The organism is Lysinibacillus parviboronicapiens, from assembly GCF_003049605.2.
Classification (GTDB): Bacteria; Bacillota; Bacilli; order Bacillales_A; family Planococcaceae; genus Lysinibacillus; species Lysinibacillus parviboronicapiens.
The window spans coordinates 2,859,121-2,881,984 of sequence record NZ_CP073713.1 but is presented as its reverse complement, the minus strand read 5'-3'; the positions used below and the strand labels follow the sequence as shown (position 1 = coordinate 2,881,984).

Genomic DNA, 22,864 nt, shown 5'->3' with positions numbered 1-22,864 from the left:
CAGATTATTTGCTTTTTGCAAGTGAACGAGATCGTGCTTCTGCTTCTTTGATGCATGCAGTAATGGCTTCATTAAATTTGTATTGTTCGAGCGCTTTAATGCCGGCCTCAGTTGTACCGCCTGGGCTTGTTACTTTTTTACGGAGTACATCGGGTTCATCTAGGGATTGTTTTAGCATTTCTGCAGTACCAGCAAGTGTTTGCGTCATAAGAAGTCGTACAGTATCTTTCGTCAGACCCACTTCTGTCCCAACACGTTCAAAAGCTTCCATTAGGTAATAAATATAAGCAGGACCACTTCCAGAAAGCGCAGTAACCGCATGTAGCTGATCTTCTTCGACCTCGATGACTGACCCAACGGCCTCTAATAATTGTAGGAACATAGTACGGTGTTCGGCTGTAATGCGATCATTAAATGCTATGCCACTTGCTGACATCCCAATGGTTGCAGAAGTATTGGGCATGACACGTGCTACTGGGCGCAATCCTAAATTTTCTGTTATAGTGTTTATGGCAATCCCAGCTAAGATGGACAGGACAGCAGTGTGGGCGGAAATTTTAGGTTTTAGCTCTAGCATGGCTGCAATTGCATCCTTTGGTTTCATCGCTAATATGATTAAATCAGCTTGCATATAAATGTCATCATTCATCATATAGTTCACGTTGTATGTGTTGTGTAAAAATTGTAGCCGTTCTTTATCTGAGCGATTGGTGACGTATATTTCTTGCGCTGTGAATACTTTCTGCTTTATCCAGCCTTGCATTAATGCTTCAGCCATAGAGCCTGCACCAATAAATAATATTTTTTTCATAAGAAAAACCTCCAGTTCAAAATAAAAAGCGCTCTCGTCCTCACATAGAAGGACGAAAACGCTGTCGTTTCCGCGGTACCACCTTTGTTTGCCAATTTTGGCACAACTCTTAGCCCTTTTATCGCAAGGGGGACGGTTATGTTGTCATAACTGCTCAGAAGTAGGTTCAGTAATGGGAGCGGGTGATGTTACTTGCAGCAAATGTAACATTCTCTAGAACACCTTTCACCACGACGTACTTGGCTTCTTCAACGCACATAAATAATTAGATTATTCAAAATTATATTGATAATACGTCAACCTGTCAACAGAAGGGTGACGAAAGAAAGAAAAACTTGTAAAATAAAATGAATCAGTATTCATTAGTAGCAATAAGGGGGAAACAGCTTTGTCTATTCACAAAATCGAAATACCAACACCCTATGAAGTAGGAGATGTTAATGCATTTGTTGTCAAAGGGGATGCACTGACGATTTTTGATGTTGGTCCAAAAACAATGGAAGCATACGATGCTCTGAAGTGGGGGGTTCGGGCAGCTGGTTTTCAGTTGCAAGATATTGAACAGGTTGTGTTAACCCATCATCACCCAGATCATGCAGGCTGGGTGGATGCATTTCCGCATGCAGAAATTTTAGGGCATGCCTATAACGATAAATGGCTACGTCATGACGAAGAGTTTTTACGTTATCATGAACAGTTTTATAGTGAGCGTTTGTTTGAACATGGAGTACCTCATGAGTATATTCAACAGAGTGTCCATGTACGTCGTGAATTAGAGCTTGTAGGTGAACGACCGTTGACTCAAATTTTAAATGACGGTGATGAAGTACCGGGACATCCTGGATTACAGGCGTTTGAAACATTAGGACATGCGCAAAGTCATTTTATTTTTTGGGATGAAAAAACACATAATGTTATTGGGGGAGACCTACTGCTTGAAAAGATTACACCTAATCCATTAATTGAACCACCATTAGATCGTTCAATAGGGCGCACGAAATCGTTACTGCAATATAATGCATCACTTGAAATTTTGCGCCAATTACCCGTCAAAACCATGTATACAGGGCATGGCGCAGATTTACAAAATATTCCGGATTTAATCGATAAGCGACTTGAACGCCAACATCTGCAATCGATGAAGGTCTTTGAGTTGATTGATGATGATCAGTTAACAGTGGTACAAATGACACAACGATTATATCCATCGATTTTTCAGCGTATGCTTGGTCTAACGCTTTCTAAAACGCTTGGTCATTTAGACTACTTAGAGGCAATTAACCTTGTGACGTCTAAGAAAAATGATGAAGGTGTCTATCTGTTTAAACGAAAGTAGGTTATACATGAAAATGAATAAAAAGACAATCTTTGTTACTGGTGCGACTAGTGGTATAGGATTGAAAATTACAGAATTATTAGTTGCACAAGGCCACTTGGTCTATGCTACAGGACGCAATGCAGTAGCCTTAAAAGCACTAGAACGATTAGGCGCTAACGTTATCCAAGCTGACTTAACAACACTTGCAGCAATTAACGAAGTTTGTGCACAGCTACCCCCGATTGATGTTGCGATTCTATCTGCAGGGGTCGGTAAGTTTGGCATTGCACCCGCATTATCTGATGAAGCTATCACTGAAATGGTCGAGGTCAATGTCAGTGTACCGATTTACTTAGCAAAACGTTTAGCGGCTTCTATGATAGAACGTGGACGGGGCCAGCTTATTTTCATTGGTTCCCAGGCAGGAAAAGTAGCAACACCAAAGGCTAGTGTTTACGCAGCAACAAAGCACGCGATCGTCGGCTTTACAAACGGCTTACGTATGGAACTGGCACCATTTAATGTCAAGGTTACTGCGATTCATCCTGGCCCGATTGACACACCTTTTTTAGATAAGGTAAGTGACGAAAGTGGTTATCGAGAGTCTTTAGGTAGGTTTCTATTAACACCTGAAGAAGTTGCACATGCGACGCTAAAAACAATTGAACGTCCTGTAAGAGAAGTGAATTTACCACGTATTATGGGTTTATCGAGTAAATTGTATGCTTTAGCGCCGGCCACAATTGAATTTTTGGGTAAGCCATTTTTTAATAAGAAATAACTATAACAGCTTAGATGATGCCTTCCTTACTAGAGGAGTCGTTTCAATTGATTTTTGAGACGGCTTCTCTTTTTCGTTAGTAGATCATTTTTTTATATTGTATACATTAGCCTTGTCAGGAATTAATCGTATTTTCGAGTAAAAAGTTTTACTGTTCCAATAGTGGCTAAAATCTTGTATTAACTGACTTTTACGATTAAACATAAAAGTCTATTTTTTTATAAAAATACACTTGTTTTTATTTTTATAACATGTTACTATTCGTGTATAAACTTTTAAGTGAATGTATAAACATACATATCCTATAGAGCAATTGGAGGCGCATTTTTTCATGACAAATAAAAAAGTAGTATTAGCATACTCGGGCGGTCTTGATACTTCAGTAGCAATTCCGTGGTTAAAAGAGCAAGGTTGGGACGTTATTGCAGTTTGTCTCGATGTTGGTGAAGGAAAAGACCTAGAATTCATTAAAAACAAAGCACTTCAAGTAGGTGCAGTTGAATCATACATGGTGGATGCAAAGGACGAATTCGCAGAAAATTACGCACTGGTTTCTTTACAAGCTCATACTTGGTATGAACAAAAATATCCATTAGTATCAGCTCTTTCTCGACCACTTATTTCTAAAAAATTAGTGGAAATCGCCGACCAAGTAGGCGCGGACGCAGTGGCTCACGGTTGCACAGGTAAAGGCAATGACCAAGTTCGTTTCGAAGTGTCAATTAAAGCATTGAACCCAGATTTAGAAGTTTTAGCACCTGTTCGTGAATGGGGCTGGAGCCGTGACGAGGAAATCGAATACGCAGCGAAACACAATGTACCGATTCCTGCTACACTTGACTCACCGTTTTCAATCGACCAAAATCTATGGGGCCGTGCAAACGAAGCAGGCGTAATGGAAGATCCTTGGGTTGCACCACCAGAAGAAGCTTACGGTTTAACAGTTTCTGTAGAACAAGCACCCAATGAAGCACAATATGTAGAAATCGAATTCGTAGCTGGTAAACCTGTTGCTTTAAACGGCAAAGAAATGAAACTAGCTGATTTAATTCAAGAATTAAATGCAGTTGCTGGCGCACACGGTGTTGGTCGTATCGATCACGTCGAAAACCGTTTGGTAGGTATTAAATCTCGTGAAGTATACGAAATTCCAGGTGCCAAAGTACTGTTAGCTGCTCATAAAGAGCTTGAGGATTTAACACTTGTAAAAGAATTAGCGCATTTTAAACCTATAATTGAGAAAAAATTATCTGAATTAATCTATGATGGTTTATGGTTCTCTCCATTACGTGATGCACTTGAAGCATTCTTAAAAGAATCACAACAATATGTAAATGGTACGGTGCGCGTGAAACTTTACAAAGGTCATGCAATTGTTGAAGGACGTAAATCGCCAAATTCTTTATACAATGAAAAACTGGCAACTTACTCAAAAGAAGATGCCTTCAACCATGCTTCAGCAGTAGGTTTCATCGAATTATGGGGCTTGCCAACAGTGGTTAACTCTTCGGTCAATAAAAAATAGTTAAAAAAACGAAGCATTCTGTTTATCCCGTAACACTGCTTGCGCGCTCGAAGCGAAAAGTAACGTGGTATCACTTTCGCTTAAGAAAGCAAATCATGTTGTGAGGGTTAGGCACTGGGCTAGAAACAACGAAAATCTAGGTGTAGTGTAGCATATGCGCTGTACTGCACCTTTTCGATAAGTACTAAAGGAAAAGGTGAGCTGTTATGACAAAACTTTGGGGCGGACGATTCCAAAAATCAGCAGAAGCATGGGTTGATGAGTTCGGCGCATCTATCGGCTTTGACCAACAACTTGTAATGGAAGACCTGGAAGGTAGTGTCGCTCATGTTACAATGCTTGGGGAGACTGGAATTTTACCAGCAACTGACGTTGAGAGCATTCTTGGCGGCCTTGCACAACTACAGGAGAAAGCAATTGCAGGTGAGCTTGAATTTAGCGTTGCGAACGAGGATATCCATTTAAACTTAGAGAAAATGCTGATCGATTTAATTGGCCCTGTTGGTGGGAAACTTCATACAGGTCGTAGCCGTAACGACCAAGTGGCAACGGATATGCATATTTTCTTGAAAAAACGTGTGCAGGAAGCTGTCGGCTTAATCGAGACATTCCAAAAAACGTTACTAGAAAAGGCGCAAGAGCATGTGGAAACAATTGCTCCTGGTTACACACACTTACAGCGTGCACAACCAATTTCGTTTGCCCATCATTTAATGGCGTACTTTTGGATGCTTGAACGCGATAAACAACGCTTTACGGAGTCTGTAAAACGCATTGATATTCTGCCTTTAGGGGCTGGAGCGATGGCAGGGACAACTTTCCCAATAGACCGTTTAAAAACTGCGGAGCTACTTGGCTTTTCTCAAGTGTATGCAAACTCAATGGATGCGGTAAGCGACCGTGATTTCATTGTTGAATTTTTAAGCAATTCTTCATTACTAATGGCACATTTATCGCGTTTTGCTGAGGAGATTATCCTTTGGTCAACAGATGAATTTAAGTTTATTGAGCTAGACGATGCGTTTTCAACTGGCTCTTCCATTATGCCACAAAAGAAAAATCCTGATATGGCAGAGTTAATTCGCGGAAAGACGGGCCGTGTATACGGTAACTTAATGGGCTTATTAACTGTGCTAAAAGGTACACCGTTAACGTACAACAAAGATATGCAGGAAGACAAAGAAGGTATGTTCGATACCGTGCACACAATTCTTGGCTCACTGAAAATCTTTGAAGGAATGGTACGCACGATGACTGTCAATACAGAGCGTCTGCACAAGGCAGTGCACTCTGACTTCTCAAATGCCACGGAACTTGCAGACTACCTTGCAACAAAAGGAATGCCTTTCCGTGAAGCACATGAAGTAACTGGCAAACTCGTCTTCACTTGTATTCAAAAGGATATCTATTTATTGGATTTACCAATTGAAGATATGAAAAAAGAAAGTGAGCTTATCGAGGCAGATATTTATGATGTGCTGGCACCAGAAGCGGCTGTTCGCCGTCGTCATTCATTAGGTGGTACAGGCTTTGATCAAGTAAAAATCCAAATCGAAAAAGCCAAAGAGTGCCTGGCACACACACAATTTACACACAATTCTTAAATTTGCGTGCATGTCCTCGTGACTTTTGCATAGAACTTCATTAAAGCTGTCCAGTGAGACACTATGAACAAACCATTTCCTTTTTCGCAGGAGCCAGAGGGTGAAACGAAAAAGAGCACCTTACATATGTGAAGGACAATCCCCCCATTCTGGAGACGCGGAATTGGGGTTTTTGTATATAAAATTTGGGAGGGATTATAAATGGGGGAACGTTTTACAAAGGGGTTAGCAACGATTAAACACTATATCACAGAAGAAGAAGCAACTCGCTTGGTAGATTCAGATACACTCGCTGATATAGCGCCAGATTTACGCAAGATGATTATTGAGTTTGCTTATGGTGATGTCTATTCACGACCAGGACTCGAGGCCAAAAGTCGCGCGCTTGTCGTGATTACAGCGGTTGTTACACAAGGTGCTGAACCACAAACAAAAACACATATTAAAAGAGGCTTGCATGCAGGTTTAACACCGACAGAGATTGTGGAAGCACTGCTGCAATTAGTGCCATACATTGGCTTTCCACGTGTGCAAAATGCACTAACGATGGCTCAGCAAGTTTTTCAAGAAAAGCAGCTCAAGGTAAAATAATAGCACGAGTCAAAGAACTTCATGTTGTTTCTCATAGCGATTTTCGCAAATAACACAGCGATAACTCGCGAAAATTTTAGGAGAGTACCTTTAATTTTAACCATTCTATGTATAGCTTTATGAACTACAGCCCATACTGTTAAAGGTTACACTTATTCATCTATTATGATGAGGAGGATGCAGAATGAGTAGTCATACACCAGTAGACAAAGAATCTCAGGAAAGTCCGCCACAGCTGTATAAGGTGGAGCTTCAAAAAACTCAATGAATTGGTAATACAGAGTTTACTCTGTCTTGCTATATCTTGAGGTCTGAAGCAGAAGCCAAACAGTAACAATAATTAGAGGCAATAAGTGTCCTCGGACCCAGAATGATTCTGGGTCTTTTTTATGCCAAAATTATAAAGTGACAAAAAGTTAATTCATTTACTAAAAGAAGGTAAGGTATGCTACTCAATAATCGGATTATTTAATTGACTAAGATGTATGAATAAATACCTTATAACATACATACGACAAGGCTCTACTATAACTTTTTATTCCTTTTGTTTTTTCTCCATATAGTTTTTACCCCACTCGCCCATAATGTCTAATACAGGTATAAAGTTTTTCCCTAGTAATGTTAGTGAGTATCCAACTTTCGGAGAAACTTCTTTATACACTTCTCTGTGAACCATTCCGTCTTCTTCCAATTCTCTCAATTGTCTTGTTAATATGCCTTTTGAAATGCCTGGTAACAACCTTTGAAGTTCGTTAAATCTTCTTGTTCGCCGACTTAGATACCATAAAATAATAATTTTCCATCTTCCAGCGATTACATTTTTGAGTAAGTGTCAAAGAGAATACTTCTTCTTGTTCTTCATGAGGTGGTTCTCCTTGAAATTTAAATCGAGCCATTGTTTGAATTTCTTCTCTTTCGCAATGGTACTTTTTTGGTGACTATGGATTTAGTATATACCCAAGCTTCATAATGCCATATAAAAAATTAATTGGGGGACAAGGAAATGAAAATAATAGTTACAGGTGCCACAGGACAATTAGGGGCAAAGGTTGTAGAAACACTATTAAAAACTGAACCAGCCAGTGAGTTGGCTGTGAGTGTTCAAAATCGAGAGAAAGCAGAGGGATTGCGAGCTCGCGGCGTGGAAGTTCGACACGGAGATTTTGATCAACCGAAACATTAGATGCTGCTTTTTCAGGGATTGATCGGGCTTTTCATTACTTCTACGTTCGGGGATAATGAAACAGTGATGAGACATCATACGAATGCCTTAGTTGCTGCCGTGCGTGCTCTAGTAAAATTTATTGCTTATACTAGTATAACAAATGCAAGTGACGGCAAATTTTTCCTTGCTTCATCACATAGAGCTAGAGAAGAAGCTATTTTGAAAACAGGTATTCCTTACTCATTTTTACGTAACAATTGGTATGTTGAAAATGAAATTGGAGGCATACAAGGCGCGATAGCAGGAGCACCTTGGGTAACATCCGCAGGAACGGGAAAAGTAGGCTGGGTACTTCGACAGTATTTAGCCGAGGCAGCAGCAAATGTATTGATTGGGCATGGAAACGAGAATACCATTTACGAACTTTCCGGTAAGCCAATGATTCAAGTGGAATTAGTAGCTGCTCTTGGAGATGTATTAGGGGAAGAAATCCTTGTACAACAAGTCGATGATGCAACTTATACCGACATTATGAGAGGCGCAGGGATGCCAGAAGCCTATCTTCCTATGCTCGTCAACACGCAAAAAGGTATTCGAGACGGTGGATTAGAGATACAAAGTAACGATTAGCGTTGGACAGAAAAAACGAGGATATCAGTTATAGAGCTACCATTAATTTTGCTTGGCATTCAACTGACGTATGGGTGTAGGTATGAAAAGTGCCAAAATACAATTGAGTGCTCAGGAAAAAAAGCATCTGCTGAGCGAGAACTTCATCAGCGAAAATATGGGAGTTGGTATTTAGCTGCAAGTAATTTAGGTATGACGATTTTATTGGTCGTTTTACAATACTTCCATCATTTTGCAAAATGAAACAGCTTCTTATTTCTTCCCTCTTTTTATCAGTTTCATGATATTAACATTTGGTGGGCTGCTGCTCTTAATTTGGAGAATCAGTAAAAGTAACGAGCGTTTTGAGACGATCCATACAAATGAAACTGTCCCAGGGGATGATCGATACTGGAAGTGGGGTATTTTTTTACATAAATAAAGATGATCCAGCGCTACTTATACAAAAGAAATTTGGTGTTGGCTAGACAGTTAATTTTTCGGAATAAATGGAGTTTTGTCATTATGCTTCTTATATTGTTACCTATATTTTTAATTATTTTTATATAAGTAAGGGAGGAAATGTTATGAAAAAACTTTTAGTCGTGTGTTTCGTGGCGTTGTTATTAGTAGCCTGTACGCAAAAGGACAAGGAAACACAGGTCGATAAAACAAAGGAGATCAATGACATGAATGAACAGCTACTAGGAAAATGGGCAGGCGATATTGAAATTCCAAACGGTTCACTATCAATTATTGTGGACTTACAACGAGAAGGTGGGACACTATCGGTACCCGCGCAAGGTTTGAAAAATTATCCAATTAACAGTGTGAAGTATAATGGCGATCAAGTAAAAGCCGCTATTCATTTAAATGGCTCAGCTATTGAAATTGTAGGTACATTAAAAGGACAGCAAATCGAAGCTACTTTTAACCTAAACGGTGGCAAGTACACGCTTTTATTAAAATCTTACGAAGAACAGCCAGTATCCTACGAGACAATCACTGTTCCCGTCACAAATGGTGATTTAACCGTGGCGCTTCAAAAGAGCACTAAGGAACCATCACCAGTGGCGCTAATTATAGCAGGCTCGGGTCCGACCGATAAGGATGGTAATTCAGCGATTGCTGGTAAAAATAATAGTTTAAAAATGCTTGCCGAAGAATTAGCAAACAAAGGTGTTGCCACTGTCCGATATGATAAGCGGGGTGTTGGTGATAATCAAGCCCTGTTGACAAAGGAAGAAGATGTGTCAATCGATCAATTTGTAGATGATGCTGTTCAAGTTATTCAAACTCTTTTAGCAGATAAAGCCTATTCCAGCGTTCATATTATTGGGCATAGTGAGGGCTCGCTAATCGGCATGCTCGCTGCACAAAAAGCAAATGTGGATTCTTTCATATCAATTGCAGGTGCAGGTAGACCAATTGATGAAATATTAGTTGAGCAATTAGCAGGTCAGTTAACGCCAGCATTAACGGAGGAAACAACGAATATCCTTCGTGCGTTAAAAAAAGATCAGTTAGTAGAAAATGTTTCTCCAGAACTACAAGCATTGTTTAGACCTTCTATACAACCATATATGATTTCTTGGTTAAAGTATCATCCAGCTAGCGTGCTACAAAAATTGACTAGCCGCGTATTAATTATTCAAGGAACCACCGATATACAAGTGAAAGCGACAGATGCTGAAGCATTAAAAACCGGAAGAAAAGATGCCGAACTTTTATATATCGAAGGTATGAATCATGTTTTGAAAACTGCACCAGCAAATCGTGAAGGCAATTTAGCGACATATGCAAATCCCACTTTGCCACTACATCAAGACTTATTACCTGCCATTCATAAATTTATTGTGAATGAGTAGCGGGAATTTCATAATAACAAAACCAACAAGCATGCTCACGGCATTGTCTGAGCATCTTTTTAAAGTAAATCTAGTTGCCAAGAGCGCTATTGCAAAAAAAAGGAAAAAGCAGTCATACACTCTGTTAAAATCGCTTCATTCATTATTTTGCTTCTCCTACGAAAGACCTTTAGAGCGAATCTGCACATCTTCAGTCGGATTTACGTTATTAAAAATAGTACCTTTAGTAACAGCTATATTTATGACAATCCTGCAAATTTTCCTGTAAAAAAAATGACGAACTATTAACTTTCTCACTGCCACAATCATTAGGTTGTGGTATTTTTAATGTGAAGAATAAAAATTCCGAACAATTTAGGAAGATATGTTTAGTATTTTGTGGAGGGAAAAGCTTGAAAATTTTAAGGAAGCTTCAACAGCAGAATACGATAAAAAGTCAACTTCGCAGAGGACATATTGTTATTTCTTTCATCATTAGTCTATTTATTTTTATTCCTACGCTTTTTATCGAATATCAGCAAACCATTAAACATCAGAATGAAGAGATGGCAAATTACTTAGACGCACAAACCTATTTTTTTGAAAGCTGGTTAATGGAGCGATCAAGAGATGTACATACAATGGCTAATTTAGATTTTGTTAGAGGTCACAATTTTGAAAAATCTCAGAGTTATTTTCAAGATTTTAAAGAACAAACAGAGTTTGCTGATTTAATCTTTGTCAATAGGGAAGGTATTGTACAGTTCGATACAGTTACCGAGTATCGTAGAAATGGTGTAGGTGTTAATGTAAATGATCGTAAGTACTTTCAAGTCGCAAAGGAAACGAAACAGCAATATATAACGGATATTCTTATTAGTAAAGTAACAAATCAGCCCATTATTGCTTTCGCTTCACCTATTTTAGATGAGCAACAGCAATTTAATGGTGTTGTTTTTGGAACCGTCAATTTACATACAATCGACGGGCTGTTACAAGAATCAAGAGTTGGCTTTTTAGGGCATGCCTATATCGTGAATCAAGATGGCACATTACTTACCGAACTCGCATCCAATAATAACAAAAGATTTCCAAATGAAACGAAGCATGATGTGTTTAAGCAAAATTTTATGATCGATGAGCATATTCTTACGGCAGCTCAGCATCATTCGACACAATCACTCACTATCTATAAAGATAAAAAGGGCGAATGGGTGCTGGCTAAAAGCAAGCCTATCAATCAAGGAAAATGGTACATTATTTCAGAAGTCGCAGTGTTGGAAGCGTATTTGCCATTGCTAAAAAGATTGGCCCTGTTAGCAATCTGTATTTTATTAGGCACATTTTTCACTATTAAAATCATGTTACTTATCAATAAAAGTATCGAGGAGCCTATTCAGCAATTGCTTAAAGGAGTAGGCAAGGTGGAACAAGGACACTACGATTATAAAATTAATGAACATCAGATGGCACCTTATGCCAAAGAGTTTCAGGAGCTTTGTTCGTCGTTCAATGAAATGAGCGCTAAAGTGAAGGCAGACACCATTTTATTGAGGGAACTTTCAATCACCTGCCAGCTGACGAAGTTATATAATCGTCGTTATCTAATTGAGCAAGGCGAGCATGTTTTTCAGGAATGTGTAGAAGCGCAAAATCCCTGTTCCTGTATAGCTATTGATGTCGATTTTTTCAAAAAGGTAAATGATTCATATGGACATCTTATTGGTGATGAGGTGTTAAAGCATGTTGCAAAACGAATAGCAGAATCCGTGCGAAGTATAGATATTGTAACAAGATATGGTGGAGAAGAATTTGTCATTTTGTTGCCAATAACCACATTGGAAAGCGCTGTAAAAATAGCAGAAAGTATCAGAATAAACGTTGAAGAGCATCCATATAAGATGGCTGACCAATTGATTAAAATTACAGTGAGTATTGGCATTGCTGAATATACTATAGCTAGGGAAATAGCAACGTTTTATGAACTGATTGATAAAGCGGATCAAGCACTTTATGTGGCAAAAGAAAGTGGCCGAAATCAGCTGAGAGTTTGTGATAGTGCCGGTAACTTTACCGAGCATATAATCTGAAGGGATGTTTGCGGACATCGATTTTTAGAGCGTCTACAGGCAAAAGACAAGATGTACGCTATGACAAACATTGCGTACTATTTTGAAGTGTATAAAAAACGACGAAGAGAAAATGGCGGAGTCAATCATACATTATGTTTATGTTTATATGATGACGTGGTCGATAAAAGTGCTTCAGCCGTTAAAAGGGTAATGTTTATATGTATGGCGAATTTGACGACGAATTTGTAATGGAAGATCCATACTCTTTAGAACTTCAACTTGAAACGATTGTTAATATTCTCTTGCAAAAAAAGTAAACGAATTAAAAAGAATGTGCATGCTTTTTACGCTTGCAAGCATCTGTTATTGGATTAAATGCTCTAAAACGGTGAGAATTGGTGATGAAAGGCAGTTTAAATCGATAGAGACCTTGCCGGGATTAGCTATTTTGTAAATAAATGTATGTATAATAATTATAGAATGTGGTCATTATAATACAGATTTCACTTATGAAATCTATAATGATGAGGAGGATGTAAAATGAGTAGGCCTGAACATTTAGACCCCAAATCTCAAAAAATCCACCGCAACTGGACAAGGATTAAGCATTCGAAGTCTCAAGTAAATGGTGAAACGGAGATTACTCTGCATAACCGTATCTTGAGAAGTGAAGCGAAAGCCCGACAGTTTTAATCATGCTAGAGAATTAAGTGGTATCGAGTCCGGAAATATTATTTCCGGGCTTTTTTAATTTGTCTAAAAATTTCCGGTGTTAAAAATAAAATTATTACCAAATAAGTAAAATTACAGTAGTTATTGATAATTTTTGATAAACTAAAATATAAATTTACGATGGATGATGGCAAGACAATCGACAATTATAACTCGGTTGCTGCTTTCTATACTAAAATAATGAAAACAGTAGAGCCAACCAATATTGGTTTGGTTTACATAGAGCCTGGTGGTGTTATCGGACATCATGAAGCACCAGTGGCGCAATTATTTGTAGTAATTCAGGGCGAAGGATGGGTAAGTGGCGAAGATCGTAAGAATATATTATTAAGAAATGGTGAAGGCGTCCTCTGGCAAACTGGGCAAGGGCATGCGTCAGGAAGTGACACCGGATTAACAGCTCTAGTTATTCAAGCAAAGCACATAGAAATTCCATCGATAACGTGAAATGAAAAATAGGTTTATCGAGGGAATAATAATGCCATGCGAATGGTCTTTAAGACATGACCATCAAACAAATCATCAAATTCCTCTACAAATTGAAAGCCCTTTGCTTGATAAAAGCGCATAGCAATTGTATTTTCTTTTTCTACACACACTGTGAGCGTGGTTGGATTCTCTAACTGTTGAATACCGTTTTCCAGCAGAGCTGTACCGATACCTTTATGTTGCATATTTGGAACAAGGTAAATAGCGAAAAGCTCAGCTTGTCCGTTGTTCGTTTTTGAAAAGTTTGCAAAGCCGACTAATGACTCGTCAAGTACAGCGACTAAAAAGGAGCTCTTTTGGCGTCGTTTTAATAAACTTTCTTTACTATAAGCAATTTGTAAAAAACGCTCTTGTACCTTTTTTGGAATAATTCCTTCATATGTATCATGCCAGCTACTCTTGGCAATTTCTTGCACAAAAAAGATGTCTTCCTCTCGCATCTGTCGTATAATTAATGTCAATACTTTTCACCTACAGTTCCAAATTTTATATTGATTGTAACATACAACCATGTGGAAGGGGATGATCTCATGCAAGTTTTGGAAAAGGCGTATGGCTATATTACGAGAGAGCGTGAGGGACGGTTGCAAGTGCTAGTATTTGAGCAAAATATGAATGGAGCGGGTATTCAAATTCCTAACGGCACTGTGGAAGAAGGGGAAACACCACTTGAGGCAGTAGCTCGAGAAATGTTTGAAGAAACTGGTTTGACGTATTTAGCGGTTAAGGAATTAATTGCACAGGACTATTTCAATCATTATTCAGGCGCTTTACAAAAACGCTATTTTTATCACTTAACGACGAATGAGCAGCGTGATAGTTGGCAACATTGTCCAACAGGTGTGAATGAAGCAGACCTGGAATTGACGTTTTACTGGATAGAGGATGAGCATGATGTGATACTTGCGCAGGGGCATGGAGATTATCTATATCGTGTATTAGCAAGGGTGAAAAATTAATAGATTTATATATCCCTCTTTTATATGGTTGAAGCACATTAAATAGGGGGTTTTTTGTGTTAGAAGTAAGTTGCACAACATAAATAGGGGGAGAAACTATGGCTGTTTATTTTAAAGAATATGGTGACAGATCTGCTCCACTCATGCTGTTTTTACATGGAGGAGGAGTCAGTGGGTGGATGTGGGAACAACAAATTCAGCACTTTGCTCCACACTATCATTGTGTTGTACCTGACTTACCAGGCCATGGCAAGAATTACAAAGATCCATACTTTTCAATAGAAAACACCGCAGAAAAGATGATCCAGCTAATTGAAAAAGTGGCTGAGGAACGAAAAATAATTGTTATTGGCTTTTCACTAGGTGCTCAAATTCTCGTGCAATTATTAAGCATGAGACCTAAATTGGTAGATTATGCAGTGATTAATAGTGCTTTAGTAAGGCCAATGTCATTGATGAAAAAATGGATTGGGCCAACTGTCAAACTAACTTCACCACTAATCGCAATCAGGGCATTTTCAAAAATTCAAGCGAAGACACTTTACATACCTGCAGAAAAATTCAATCAATATTATGAAGAGAGTTGCCAAATGCGACAACATACATTAACGCGTGTTCTGGAAGAAAATTTGTCGTTTGCCATTCCTGAGAACTTTAAACATGTAGAGACTCCTATGTTAGTTATTGTGGGTGAAAAAGAAAAATCGATGATGAAAAAATCAGTTATGGACTTACTGAATAGCAACAGTAATTGTGTCGGGATGCTCGTTGCGGATATCGGTCACGGTCTTGCATTAGCAAGTCCGGCATTTTTTAATGAGACGATTGACAATTGGTTGCAGGATTCCTCAAGCTAATCAATTTTTATTTACCTAGCAACAAATTAACACCGCATCTCAGCGAGAGATGCGGTAATTTTTATGCCTTTGCAGCAATTTCTAATGCTTGTGCGAAGTCTGCGATTAGATCATCAACATGTTCTAAACCCACTGAAAAACGTAAAAGGCCGTCTGTTATGCCACGTTTTGCACGTTCATCAGTTTCCATTGCGGCATGACTCATTTTCGCTGGATAGGAAAGAATGGATTCAACACCCCCGAGGGATACAGCGAAAACAGGAATTTTCATGGCCTCTACTAGTGCCTTAGCTGCTTCATAATTCGGTAGGCGGAACGATAATACAGCACCTGCACTTGTACACTGGCTCTGATGAATAGCATAGCCAGGATGCGATGCAAGCCCTGGATAATATACTTGTTCAACTAGTGGATTAGCATCTAAAAATAATGCAATTTTCTGTGCAGATTCACTAGAACGACTAAAGCGTACATCCGTTGTTTTCATATTTTGAAGTAAAGTAAAGGAATCCTGTACACCTAAAATATTACCAAATGAATTTTGAATAAAGTATAAGTCGTTGCCTAACTGATCGTCAGCAGTGACAGTTAATCCAGCAATAATATCCGAGTGTCCCGATAAAAACTTCGTGGCACTGTGAATGACAACATCTACACCTAAATCTAGTGGTCGTTGGTGCAAAGGAGTCATAAATGTATTATCTAAAAATGTTAAACATTTATGTTGTTTCGCCAGAGCTACTACACCCCGAATATCTGTTATACCAAGTGTTGGGTTGGAAGGTGTTTCCATATACAATAACTTTGTCGTAGGTGTAATTGCTGCCTCCACCGCTGCTAAATCCGTAAAATCAACAAAGGAATGTGAAATGCCGAAACGCGGCAACACTTTTGACACGAAGCGGTACGTTCCTCCATAAACATCCTCGGTTATAACGATGTGATCGCCTTGTGATAGTAACATTAACGCTGCAGAAACTGCTGCAATACCAGAGGCAAAGGCATGTGCGCGAACGCCACCCTCAAGCTCTGCGACAGCTTTTTCTAAAGCATCACGTGTAGGATTACCAGAACGAGCGTAATCGAATTCACCGAACGCATCGATACTTTCTTGGTGAAATGTTGAGGATACATACAGTGGTACATTAACTGCACCTTTTTTATTTTCATAACCATCACGCACACCTGCATGGATAAGTGCTGTTTCGATATGTTGTGTCATGCTCAAGCCTCTTTTCTAAGGATTTCAAATACTTGCTTCAAATCCGCAATTAAGTCCTCGGCTTCTTCAATGCCAACTGAGAAACGGAGTAAACGGTCACAAACACCACGTTCAACACGCTCTTCATACGGCATATCTGCATGTGTTTGAGTTGCTGGGTATGTAATAAAACTTTCTACACCGCCAAGGCTTTCCGCAAAGGTAATTAATTTAATATTGCGTAGGAATACATCAATCCATTCAGCCTTTTGCAGACGGAATGACAACATACCCCCTTTACCCGTATAAAGCACATCGGTCACTAGTTCTTCTTCCTCTAAATAAGCTGCAATGGCTTTGGCGTTTGTGTCATGTTGTTTTAAGCGAAGGTGCATAGTTTTTAGACCACGAATTAGTAACCAGGAATCCATTGCACCCAGCACCATTCCGCTACCATTATGAATAAAGCCTATACGTTCAGATAACTCAGCACCCTTTGCTACTACTAGGCCAGCTAGCACATCATTATGGCCACCGATATATTTAGTTGCTGAATGTAGTACTATATCTGCCCCTAATTCAATTGGTCGTTGGAAATAGGGTGTGTAAAAAGTGTTATCGACAATTAACCAAGCTCCATGCTTATGTGCAAGCTCCGCATACACTTTCAAATCAAATTCCTGCATAAGCGGGTTTGTTGGTGTTTCAATGAAAATGGCACGTGTATGGTCATTTATCAATGCTTCTACCTGCTCAACAGAGTCAAATTTGGAATAAACAGGTTTAATATTGTATGTTTCTTTGAAGAAGTTAAAAAGACGATATGTACCACCATATAAATCATCAGGTACTATTAATTCCTCACCAGGTTTGAATAGAGAAAGTACGAGTTGGATGGCCGCCATGCCTGAGCTACAGGCAAAGCCCATGTCGCCTCCCTCTAAATCCGCTATCCCTGCTTCTAAAATGGCACGCGTTGGATTTTTTGTACGTGCATAGTCAAAACCTGTAGATTCACCGATACCTGTATGTTTGTAAGCTGTCGATAAATGAATTGGAGGACTCACAGCACCTGTTGTTGGATCACTTAAATTCCCTAATTGTACTAGCTTTGTTTCAATACTTCTGTTGTTTGTCATGTCGTCACTCTTTTCCTTATCATAATAATAGAAAAGGTCCGCGTATCACCAATGGACCTAGGTTCTTATTGGATAATTTGATTACGTATATAGTATTCTCTATAATTGTTATCAATTTACCATGTAAACTTCGGTAGGACAAGATGATTTCAGAAAATTTGATAGATTATTGTGTTAAAATCTTGTCGGAATAGTAGGGGTTGTATTTTTTACAAGACACAGACAGGGAAGGGACGTTGGGACAATAAGATAAAAATAAAAAGCAATTGCTTGTAACTAAGCAATTGCTTTCTATTTTACATTTGTTCTTTTTTTAATAAATCGCGTATTTCTTTTAGAAGCTCTTCTTTTGCATCCAGCGCAGGAACTGGTTCTTCTACAATAGCCTCTTCTTTTTTATTAGAAAGCTTCGTCATGATTCTTAAGGCTATAAAAATCGCAAATGCAATAATTAAAAAGTCAATAATAGACTGTAAAAACACACCTAATTGAATTTGTGCCTCACCTGAGCCGTAAACAAAGCTCTTCGTTAAATCAATGCCACCTGTTAATACACCGACTAATGGCATAATGATATTTTCTACTAAGGAGGTAACAATTTTACCGAAGGCCCCACCGATAACAACAGCTACTGCTAAATCGACAATATTGCCTTTCATAGCAAATTCCTTAAAGTCTTTCCACATAAAATATTTCCTCCTATATTTAACCAATTAACAACAATCAAATTGTATTTTACTATATTTTGCACTATAAATTCAACTATATTCATAGGGAAAACAAAATAGCTAAAAAATGTCTACATATAAACGGTAAATTTGGTAATATAGAAGAAGATAACGAATGATTAGGTGTGACATATGGCGAAAAAAAAACAGAAAAAACCATTGCTATCACCGGCTGTGAAAATGGGGATGATTGCATTATTAGTACCCATTGCAATAACAGTGTATGTTCTCGCTTTTTTTGCGTGGAAAGAACTACAAACATTACCGATTTTTGAAAAGCTTGCACAGCAGAAGGCGATAGAAGAAATTCAACAAAATTTTGATATAAAAATACCTGAGCAATATATTCCCATCTATATTGCTGCAGAGGAGAAATATGGTGTGCCATGGACATTGTTGGCGGCACATCATCGCATCGAAACGCGCTTCTCCTCTATGAAATCCCTTGTTTCTCCAGCTGGGGCAGAAGGGCATATGCAGTTTATGCCTTGTACCTTTGTAGGTTGGAAACATCCAACATGCTCTGGGTTAGGCAAAGGCGAAATTGCTAAGTCTGAACTAATGAACCCTGCTGCCATTCAAAAATATGGTGGGTATGGGGTAGATGCGAATGGAGATGGGGTAGCAGACCCATATGATATTGAAGATGCGGTGTACAGTGCAGCCAATTATTTATCGAAGTACGGTGCAGCTAAAGGGGACGTAAAGCGTGCCGTGTTTAACTATAATCATAGTGACGAGTATGTTGAAAACGTTTTGCATTATTATAAATTATATAATAACTACCATGATGAGTTAAAAGCCGCAGTTCTTATAAATACGGAGCATTAAAAGTCAATATTTAATGAAGAAAATAAGACTGAATCCAGTTTTGGATTCAGTCTTTGTTTTGTTAAATGGAATTGCCTAGCTTTTCGACATGACTTGAGCCAAATACTTGTGCCTAATGGATTTGGCTTATGATATAATTCATTGTTATTTATGGGTCATATTAATATGTATCCCTATCCTAAAGATGAAAGGTGTAAAAGTAATTCTTCTTTAGTAATTTTTTAAAAAAACTTTTGTCACGCGACTTAAATAGGCGTTGAAAAAAATAATGTTTTGTGGTAAATTTATTAGATAGACATTGTATAATTATAATTTTGCGTATTATCCCTACTTTAATTATACGATACAATCTATTCGTTAGTCAACTCTTATATTTATTTTTTTACAGTGAAAAGAGAAATGGAAATCATTCAGGAGAGCTTTAACAGATTGGAGGAAGGAGCTACCCAGCGCAGGAACGAAAACGAGTCTTAGCATTGGAAACGAGATTTTACAGCAGGTACTGAGCAAAAGTACCGACATGACAAACAATTTGTACAAATTGTAGCAACCATTCAACAGAAGCAAAAATCGGAGTCATCCGTCATGATTGAGGGAGCTTCTCATTGTTTTGGGCGCAGTTGACAGCGGCAAGGTTGGTGCCTTACAACAATGCACTTATTTTAACATAGAAAGTAGGACTGATTATATGTCTGAGAAAACCAATGCTATGCAAAAAAAACCACCATATGGCATGATTGCCATTTTATTTATCGGGGCCTTTGTTGCAATATTGAATGAAACATTACTAAATGTTGCCCTTCCATCTATTATGGAAGAATTCGATGTGAATGCAACTACGGTTCAATGGCTTTCGACAGGTTATATGCTTATTAATGGTATTTTAATACCCGCGAGTGCATTCTTCATTCAGCGCTTTACTGATAAAAAATTATTTATTACAGCAATGTTATTGTTTACATTGGGAACACTCCTGGCCAGTATTGCACCTGCCTTTGGTGTGTTATTAGGGGCACGAATGATTCAAGCTTCAGGCTCCGCGATTATGATGCCATTATTAATGAATGTCATGCTTACCGCTTTTCCAGTCGAAAAAAGAGGGACAGCAATGGGGATGTTTGGTCTTGTGATGATTACAGCTCCAGCGATTGGACCGACTCTTTCTGGATGGTTGATTGAGCATTATAGTTGGAGAATGTTATTTGATCTTGTCCTGCCAATTGCCGTTGTAACCTTAATTTTTGCAGTCTTTAAATTAAAAGATGTAACACCACAACGTGCTATTAAGCTTGATTTCATGTCTCTCGTTTTATCAAGCATAGGATTTGGTGGTTTGTTGTATGGCTTTAGTTCAGCAGGGGAAAAAGGTTGGGATAGTCCACTCGTGTACGGTACGATTATTATTGGTGCACTTGCTTTAATTAGCTTTATAGTGCGTCAACTACGGATGGATGATCCCATGCTTGAGTTCCGTATCTACAAGTATCCAATGTTTGCCTTGTCATCGGCCATTTCAATCGTGATTGCGGTCGCCATGTTTTCGGCGATGATTTTAATGCCCATCTATGTACAAACCATTCGTGGAATTTCACCAATGGAATCGGGCTTATTAATGCTTCCGGGAGCGATTGTTATGGGGATCATGTCGCCCATTACAGGAAAACTCTTTGATAAGTATGGGGCAAGAATTTTGGCGGTGAGTGGGTTGACCATTACCGTTGTAACCTCTTATTACTTTAGCAAAATTGGTATGAATACGGCTTATTCTACCCTTGTGCTGCTGTATACTTTTCGTATGTTTGGGATGTCAATGGTCATGATGCCAGTAATGACAAATGGTTTGAATCAGCTACCAGCGATAAATAATCCACACGGTACAGCTATGAACAATACACTGCAACAAGTATCTGGTGCTATTGGTTCCGCGTTGTTGATTACCGTAATGAACAACCGAACGACCGTAAAAGCTGAGGAATTAGCTGCTGACGCAATGGCCAATCTGAGTGCAAATGCAGCTCAACCTTCAGCACAGGCTACAGCTGAATTACAACAACAAATTATGAATGAAGCGATGTTACATGGTATTAATTTTACCTTTTTCATTTCTACATTGATTGCGGTTATAGCACTTATTCTTGCTTTCTTTATTAAAAGAGTAAAACCTAATCATGAAGATAAGACCGATGAAGAGGCTGTTGTTAAACCTTTAGATATTGATACAGAGTGACAACTCAAGGGAACTGCCTTTATTATTTCATGAGATGTGTAAACTCCTGCATTTTTTACGGATGACATAACCATAGTATCGGCTATGAATTTTAAAAAGTGCAAAACAAAGACTGAATCCAATATTGGATTCAGTCTTAATTTTCTTTATTAAAATGTTAATGTTCATTTTTAATAAAATAAAAAGGGTAGCTCTTTATTTTGCATAATTACGTTGCTTTACGCATAGTTTTTAAAATAATGCTTACGATAAAGATAAGAACAATCGCCCCAATTAATGCTGGAAATACGTAAAAATCACTGACTTTCCAACCCCAGTTACCAAGAACCATACTACCAATCCAAGAACCGACAATCCCTGCAATAATATTACCAATGATGCCGCCTGGTACATCTTTACCTAAAATGACGCCAGCTAACCAACCTAATATTCCTCCGATGATTAAAAACCAAATGAAACTTATCATAATTATTCATCTCCTCAAAATTTAAGATATAAAATGGCGATTACTTAGTTATATCCTTTCTGGAGAATAATAAACATAAATAGGCTACTTTTTTGATTTTAGTTCCTCTTCATTCACGAAAATAATTAAGGTTAATGGCCTTCAGGATTATATTATTTAATGACTTTTGCGCCTAATGTCTGCTCAAAATGACGCAGTGCCCAGTCGTGACCTGCCGCATCAAAACTTGCAACGCCTTGTGCATAAATAACAGTCGAAATACCAAGATTATAAGCATCAACAGCTGTGTGCAAAATACAAATATCTGTACAAACACCCACTAAATGAATTTCGTCAATGCCACGTTCTTTTAATAAAATCGCTAAATTTGTACCAGCAAAGGCACTATAACGAGTTTTATCGAGCCAAAATACTTGCTCTTTATGCATTTGATAGACTTTACCAACTTGACCATATAAATTGCGTCCATTCGTGCCGCGAATATTATGTGGAGGGAAAAGTTTAGTTTCAGGATGATAAGGATCGTTTACTTCATGTAAATCATTCGCAAAAACAACGAATTCATTTTCATCAATAAATTGTTCAATTAATGCGGAAATTTTTTCGTCTAAAGCTTGCCCAGGTTCTCCGCACGTTAGTTTTCCATCCGTTGCTACAAAATCATGCGTATAATCGATTACAAGTAGCGCTTTTTTCAATTTCCACACACTCCTTTTGGTGTAAATTTACTTTTATCATGCCATATCTGGATTGGTTTGTCAGAAAAATAGTTATATTTTAATATTAAGAATAGTTTGAAAATTGAATTGTGTGCGAGTATAATGTGAAAAAAGGCGAGGTGATATGTATGAATATGGCTGTTATGAAACGTTTAGATCGTCAAGGTCTTCTAATCGCATCTTTGCATATGCT

At 38.3% G+C, this 22,864-nt stretch carries 20 protein-coding genes and 2 pseudogenes; 14 read left to right on the top strand and 8 right to left on the bottom strand.

Annotated elements, in window-relative coordinates; all coding sequences use genetic code 11:
• Positions 1 to 4 precede the first annotated feature (4 nt).
• Positions 5 to 811 (bottom strand): pyrroline-5-carboxylate reductase, encoded by an 807-nt coding sequence (gene proC / locus C9J31_RS13895; protein WP_107949528.1) that lies wholly within the window; start codon positions 809 to 811, stop codon positions 5 to 7.
• A gap of 388 nt (positions 812 to 1,199) precedes the next feature.
• On the opposite strand from proC, the gene C9J31_RS13890 reads away from it, so the two are divergent.
• The 5 genes from C9J31_RS13890 to C9J31_RS13870 all read left to right on the top strand — a co-directional run bounded on the left by C9J31_RS13890 (position 1,200) and on the right by C9J31_RS13870 (position 6,630).
• Positions 1,200 to 2,147 (top strand): MBL fold metallo-hydrolase, encoded by a 948-nt coding sequence (locus tag C9J31_RS13890; protein WP_107949530.1) that lies wholly within the window; start codon positions 1,200 to 1,202, stop codon positions 2,145 to 2,147.
• A gap of 7 nt (positions 2,148 to 2,154) precedes the next feature.
• Positions 2,155 to 2,910: an SDR family NAD(P)-dependent oxidoreductase gene (locus C9J31_RS13885; RefSeq protein ID WP_107949532.1), complete on the top strand. Its 756-nt coding sequence runs from the start codon at positions 2,155 to 2,157 to the stop codon at positions 2,908 to 2,910.
• A 331-nt stretch (positions 2,911 to 3,241) separates the two neighbouring features.
• Positions 3,242 to 4,435: an argininosuccinate synthase gene (locus C9J31_RS13880; RefSeq protein WP_107949533.1), complete on the top strand. Its 1,194-nt coding sequence runs from the start codon at positions 3,242 to 3,244 to the stop codon at positions 4,433 to 4,435.
• A 206-nt stretch (positions 4,436 to 4,641) separates the two neighbouring features.
• Entirely contained in the window at positions 4,642 to 6,039 is a 1,398-nt protein-coding gene (gene argH / locus C9J31_RS13875; protein WP_107923950.1) for an argininosuccinate lyase, read from the top strand.
• 201 nt (positions 6,040 to 6,240) lie between these two features.
• Positions 6,241 to 6,630: a carboxymuconolactone decarboxylase family protein gene (locus C9J31_RS13870; RefSeq protein ID WP_107949535.1), complete on the top strand. Its 390-nt coding sequence runs from the start codon at positions 6,241 to 6,243 to the stop codon at positions 6,628 to 6,630.
• Positions 6,631 to 7,165: 535 nt separating this feature from the next.
• On the opposite strand, the pseudogene C9J31_RS13865 reads toward C9J31_RS13870, so the two are convergent.
• Positions 7,166 to 7,526, bottom strand: a pseudogene (locus tag C9J31_RS13865) (winged helix-turn-helix transcriptional regulator).
• A gap of 107 nt (positions 7,527 to 7,633) precedes the next feature.
• On the opposite strand from C9J31_RS13865, the pseudogene C9J31_RS13860 reads away from it, so the two are divergent.
• The 5 genes and pseudogenes from C9J31_RS13860 to C9J31_RS13840 all read left to right on the top strand — a co-directional run.
• Positions 7,634 to 8,422, top strand: a pseudogene (locus C9J31_RS13860) (NmrA family NAD(P)-binding protein); the annotation flags it as partial.
• A gap of 569 nt (positions 8,423 to 8,991) precedes the next feature.
• On the top strand, positions 8,992 to 10,272 hold the full coding sequence (locus tag C9J31_RS13855; RefSeq protein ID WP_107949537.1) for an alpha/beta hydrolase: 1,281 nt from the start codon (positions 8,992 to 8,994) through the stop codon (positions 10,270 to 10,272).
• Positions 10,273 to 10,664: 392 nt separating this feature from the next.
• Positions 10,665 to 12,341 (top strand): sensor domain-containing diguanylate cyclase, encoded by a 1,677-nt coding sequence (locus tag C9J31_RS13850; RefSeq protein WP_107949539.1) that lies wholly within the window; start codon positions 10,665 to 10,667, stop codon positions 12,339 to 12,341.
• A 522-nt stretch (positions 12,342 to 12,863) separates the two neighbouring features.
• A complete protein-coding gene (locus C9J31_RS13845; protein WP_107923955.1) occupies positions 12,864 to 13,016 on the top strand; it encodes a YpzG family protein in 153 nt (50 codons plus the stop codon).
• Positions 13,017 to 13,175: 159 nt separating this feature from the next.
• On the top strand, positions 13,176 to 13,502 hold the full coding sequence (locus C9J31_RS13840; RefSeq protein ID WP_107949590.1) for a cupin domain-containing protein: 327 nt from the start codon (positions 13,176 to 13,178) through the stop codon (positions 13,500 to 13,502).
• A 14-nt stretch (positions 13,503 to 13,516) separates the two neighbouring features.
• Here the strand turns inward: C9J31_RS13840 and C9J31_RS13835 are convergent, their stop codons facing one another.
• On the bottom strand, positions 13,517 to 14,005 hold the full coding sequence (locus tag C9J31_RS13835) for a GNAT family N-acetyltransferase (RefSeq protein ID WP_193767064.1): 489 nt from the start codon (positions 14,003 to 14,005) through the stop codon (positions 13,517 to 13,519).
• 69 nt (positions 14,006 to 14,074) lie between these two features.
• Here C9J31_RS13835 and C9J31_RS13830 point away from each other — a divergent pair, with 69 nt between their 5' ends.
• Both C9J31_RS13830 and C9J31_RS13825 read left to right on the top strand, forming a co-directional pair.
• Complete coding sequence (locus C9J31_RS13830; RefSeq protein ID WP_107949541.1) at positions 14,075 to 14,503, top strand: NUDIX hydrolase; 429 nt, start codon at positions 14,075 to 14,077, stop codon at positions 14,501 to 14,503.
• Between the two features lie 98 nt (positions 14,504 to 14,601).
• Positions 14,602 to 15,360 carry an alpha/beta fold hydrolase gene (locus tag C9J31_RS13825; RefSeq protein ID WP_107949543.1) on the top strand — a complete coding sequence of 253 codons (759 nt, stop codon included), beginning with the start codon at positions 14,602 to 14,604 and terminating at the stop codon, positions 15,358 to 15,360.
• Between the two features lie 61 nt (positions 15,361 to 15,421).
• Here C9J31_RS13825 and C9J31_RS13820 read toward each other — a convergent pair whose 3' ends face one another.
• From C9J31_RS13820 to mscL, 3 genes are all read right to left on the bottom strand, one after another.
• Positions 15,422 to 16,582, bottom strand: coding sequence for an aminotransferase class I/II-fold pyridoxal phosphate-dependent enzyme (locus C9J31_RS13820; protein WP_107949545.1), 1,161 nt, complete (start codon positions 16,580 to 16,582; stop codon positions 15,422 to 15,424).
• Positions 16,583 to 16,584: 2 nt separating this feature from the next.
• Complete coding sequence (locus C9J31_RS13815) at positions 16,585 to 17,700, bottom strand: methionine biosynthesis PLP-dependent protein (RefSeq protein ID WP_107949547.1); 1,116 nt, start codon at positions 17,698 to 17,700, stop codon at positions 16,585 to 16,587.
• Between the two features lie 296 nt (positions 17,701 to 17,996).
• Positions 17,997 to 18,386, bottom strand: a complete 390-nt coding sequence (gene mscL / locus C9J31_RS13810) for a large conductance mechanosensitive channel protein MscL (protein ID WP_107923959.1) — start codon at positions 18,384 to 18,386, stop codon at positions 17,997 to 17,999.
• A gap of 174 nt (positions 18,387 to 18,560) precedes the next feature.
• Between mscL and C9J31_RS13805 the strand changes: the two genes are divergently transcribed.
• Together C9J31_RS13805 and C9J31_RS13800 are read left to right on the top strand one after the other, a co-directional pair.
• Positions 18,561 to 19,259 (top strand): lytic transglycosylase domain-containing protein, encoded by a 699-nt coding sequence (locus tag C9J31_RS13805; protein ID WP_107923960.1) that lies wholly within the window; start codon positions 18,561 to 18,563, stop codon positions 19,257 to 19,259.
• Between the two features lie 688 nt (positions 19,260 to 19,947).
• Positions 19,948 to 21,486 carry a DHA2 family efflux MFS transporter permease subunit gene (locus C9J31_RS13800; RefSeq protein ID WP_107949549.1) on the top strand — a complete coding sequence of 513 codons (1,539 nt, stop codon included), beginning with the start codon at positions 19,948 to 19,950 and terminating at the stop codon, positions 21,484 to 21,486.
• Between the two features lie 208 nt (positions 21,487 to 21,694).
• On the opposite strand, the gene C9J31_RS13795 is transcribed toward C9J31_RS13800, so the two are convergent.
• Complete coding sequence (locus tag C9J31_RS13795) at positions 21,695 to 21,952, bottom strand: GlsB/YeaQ/YmgE family stress response membrane protein (RefSeq protein ID WP_054767518.1); 258 nt, start codon at positions 21,950 to 21,952, stop codon at positions 21,695 to 21,697.
• A 152-nt stretch (positions 21,953 to 22,104) separates the two neighbouring features.
• Complete coding sequence (locus tag C9J31_RS13790; RefSeq protein ID WP_107949551.1) at positions 22,105 to 22,650, bottom strand: cysteine hydrolase family protein; 546 nt, start codon at positions 22,648 to 22,650, stop codon at positions 22,105 to 22,107.
• Between the last annotated feature and the right edge of the window lie 214 nt (positions 22,651 to 22,864).

Bases quoted from the DNA above. Each gene is read 5' to 3' on its own strand.
- C9J31_RS13815 (WP_107949547.1), bottom strand. From the start codon at position 17,700: ATGACAAACAACAGAAGTATTGAAACAAAGCTAGTACAATTAGGGAAT.
- C9J31_RS13870 (WP_107949535.1), top strand. From the start codon at position 6,241: ATGGGGGAACGTTTTACAAAGGGGTTAGCAACGATTAAACACTATATC.
- mscL (WP_107923959.1), bottom strand. From the start codon at position 18,386: ATGTGGAAAGACTTTAAGGAATTTGCTATGAAAGGCAATATTGTCGAT.
- C9J31_RS13840 (WP_107949590.1), top strand. From the start codon at position 13,176: ATGGATGATGGCAAGACAATCGACAATTATAACTCGGTTGCTGCTTTC.
- argH (WP_107923950.1), top strand. From the start codon at position 4,642: ATGACAAAACTTTGGGGCGGACGATTCCAAAAATCAGCAGAAGCATGG.
- C9J31_RS13795 (WP_054767518.1), bottom strand. From the start codon at position 21,952: ATGATAAGTTTCATTTGGTTTTTAATCATCGGAGGAATATTAGGTTGG.
- C9J31_RS13855 (WP_107949537.1), top strand. From the start codon at position 8,992: ATGAAAAAACTTTTAGTCGTGTGTTTCGTGGCGTTGTTATTAGTAGCC.
- C9J31_RS13820 (WP_107949545.1), bottom strand. From the start codon at position 16,582: ATGACACAACATATCGAAACAGCACTTATCCATGCAGGTGTGCGTGAT.
- proC (WP_107949528.1), bottom strand. From the start codon at position 811: ATGAAAAAAATATTATTTATTGGTGCAGGCTCTATGGCTGAAGCATTA.
- C9J31_RS13845 (WP_107923955.1), top strand. From the start codon at position 12,864: ATGAGTAGGCCTGAACATTTAGACCCCAAATCTCAAAAAATCCACCGC.
- C9J31_RS13805 (WP_107923960.1), top strand. From the start codon at position 18,561: ATGGCGAAAAAAAAACAGAAAAAACCATTGCTATCACCGGCTGTGAAA.
- C9J31_RS13825 (WP_107949543.1), top strand. From the start codon at position 14,602: ATGGCTGTTTATTTTAAAGAATATGGTGACAGATCTGCTCCACTCATG.
- C9J31_RS13880 (WP_107949533.1), top strand. From the start codon at position 3,242: ATGACAAATAAAAAAGTAGTATTAGCATACTCGGGCGGTCTTGATACT.
- C9J31_RS13800 (WP_107949549.1), top strand. From the start codon at position 19,948: ATGTCTGAGAAAACCAATGCTATGCAAAAAAAACCACCATATGGCATG.
- C9J31_RS13830 (WP_107949541.1), top strand. From the start codon at position 14,075: ATGCAAGTTTTGGAAAAGGCGTATGGCTATATTACGAGAGAGCGTGAG.
- C9J31_RS13885 (WP_107949532.1), top strand. From the start codon at position 2,155: ATGAAAATGAATAAAAAGACAATCTTTGTTACTGGTGCGACTAGTGGT.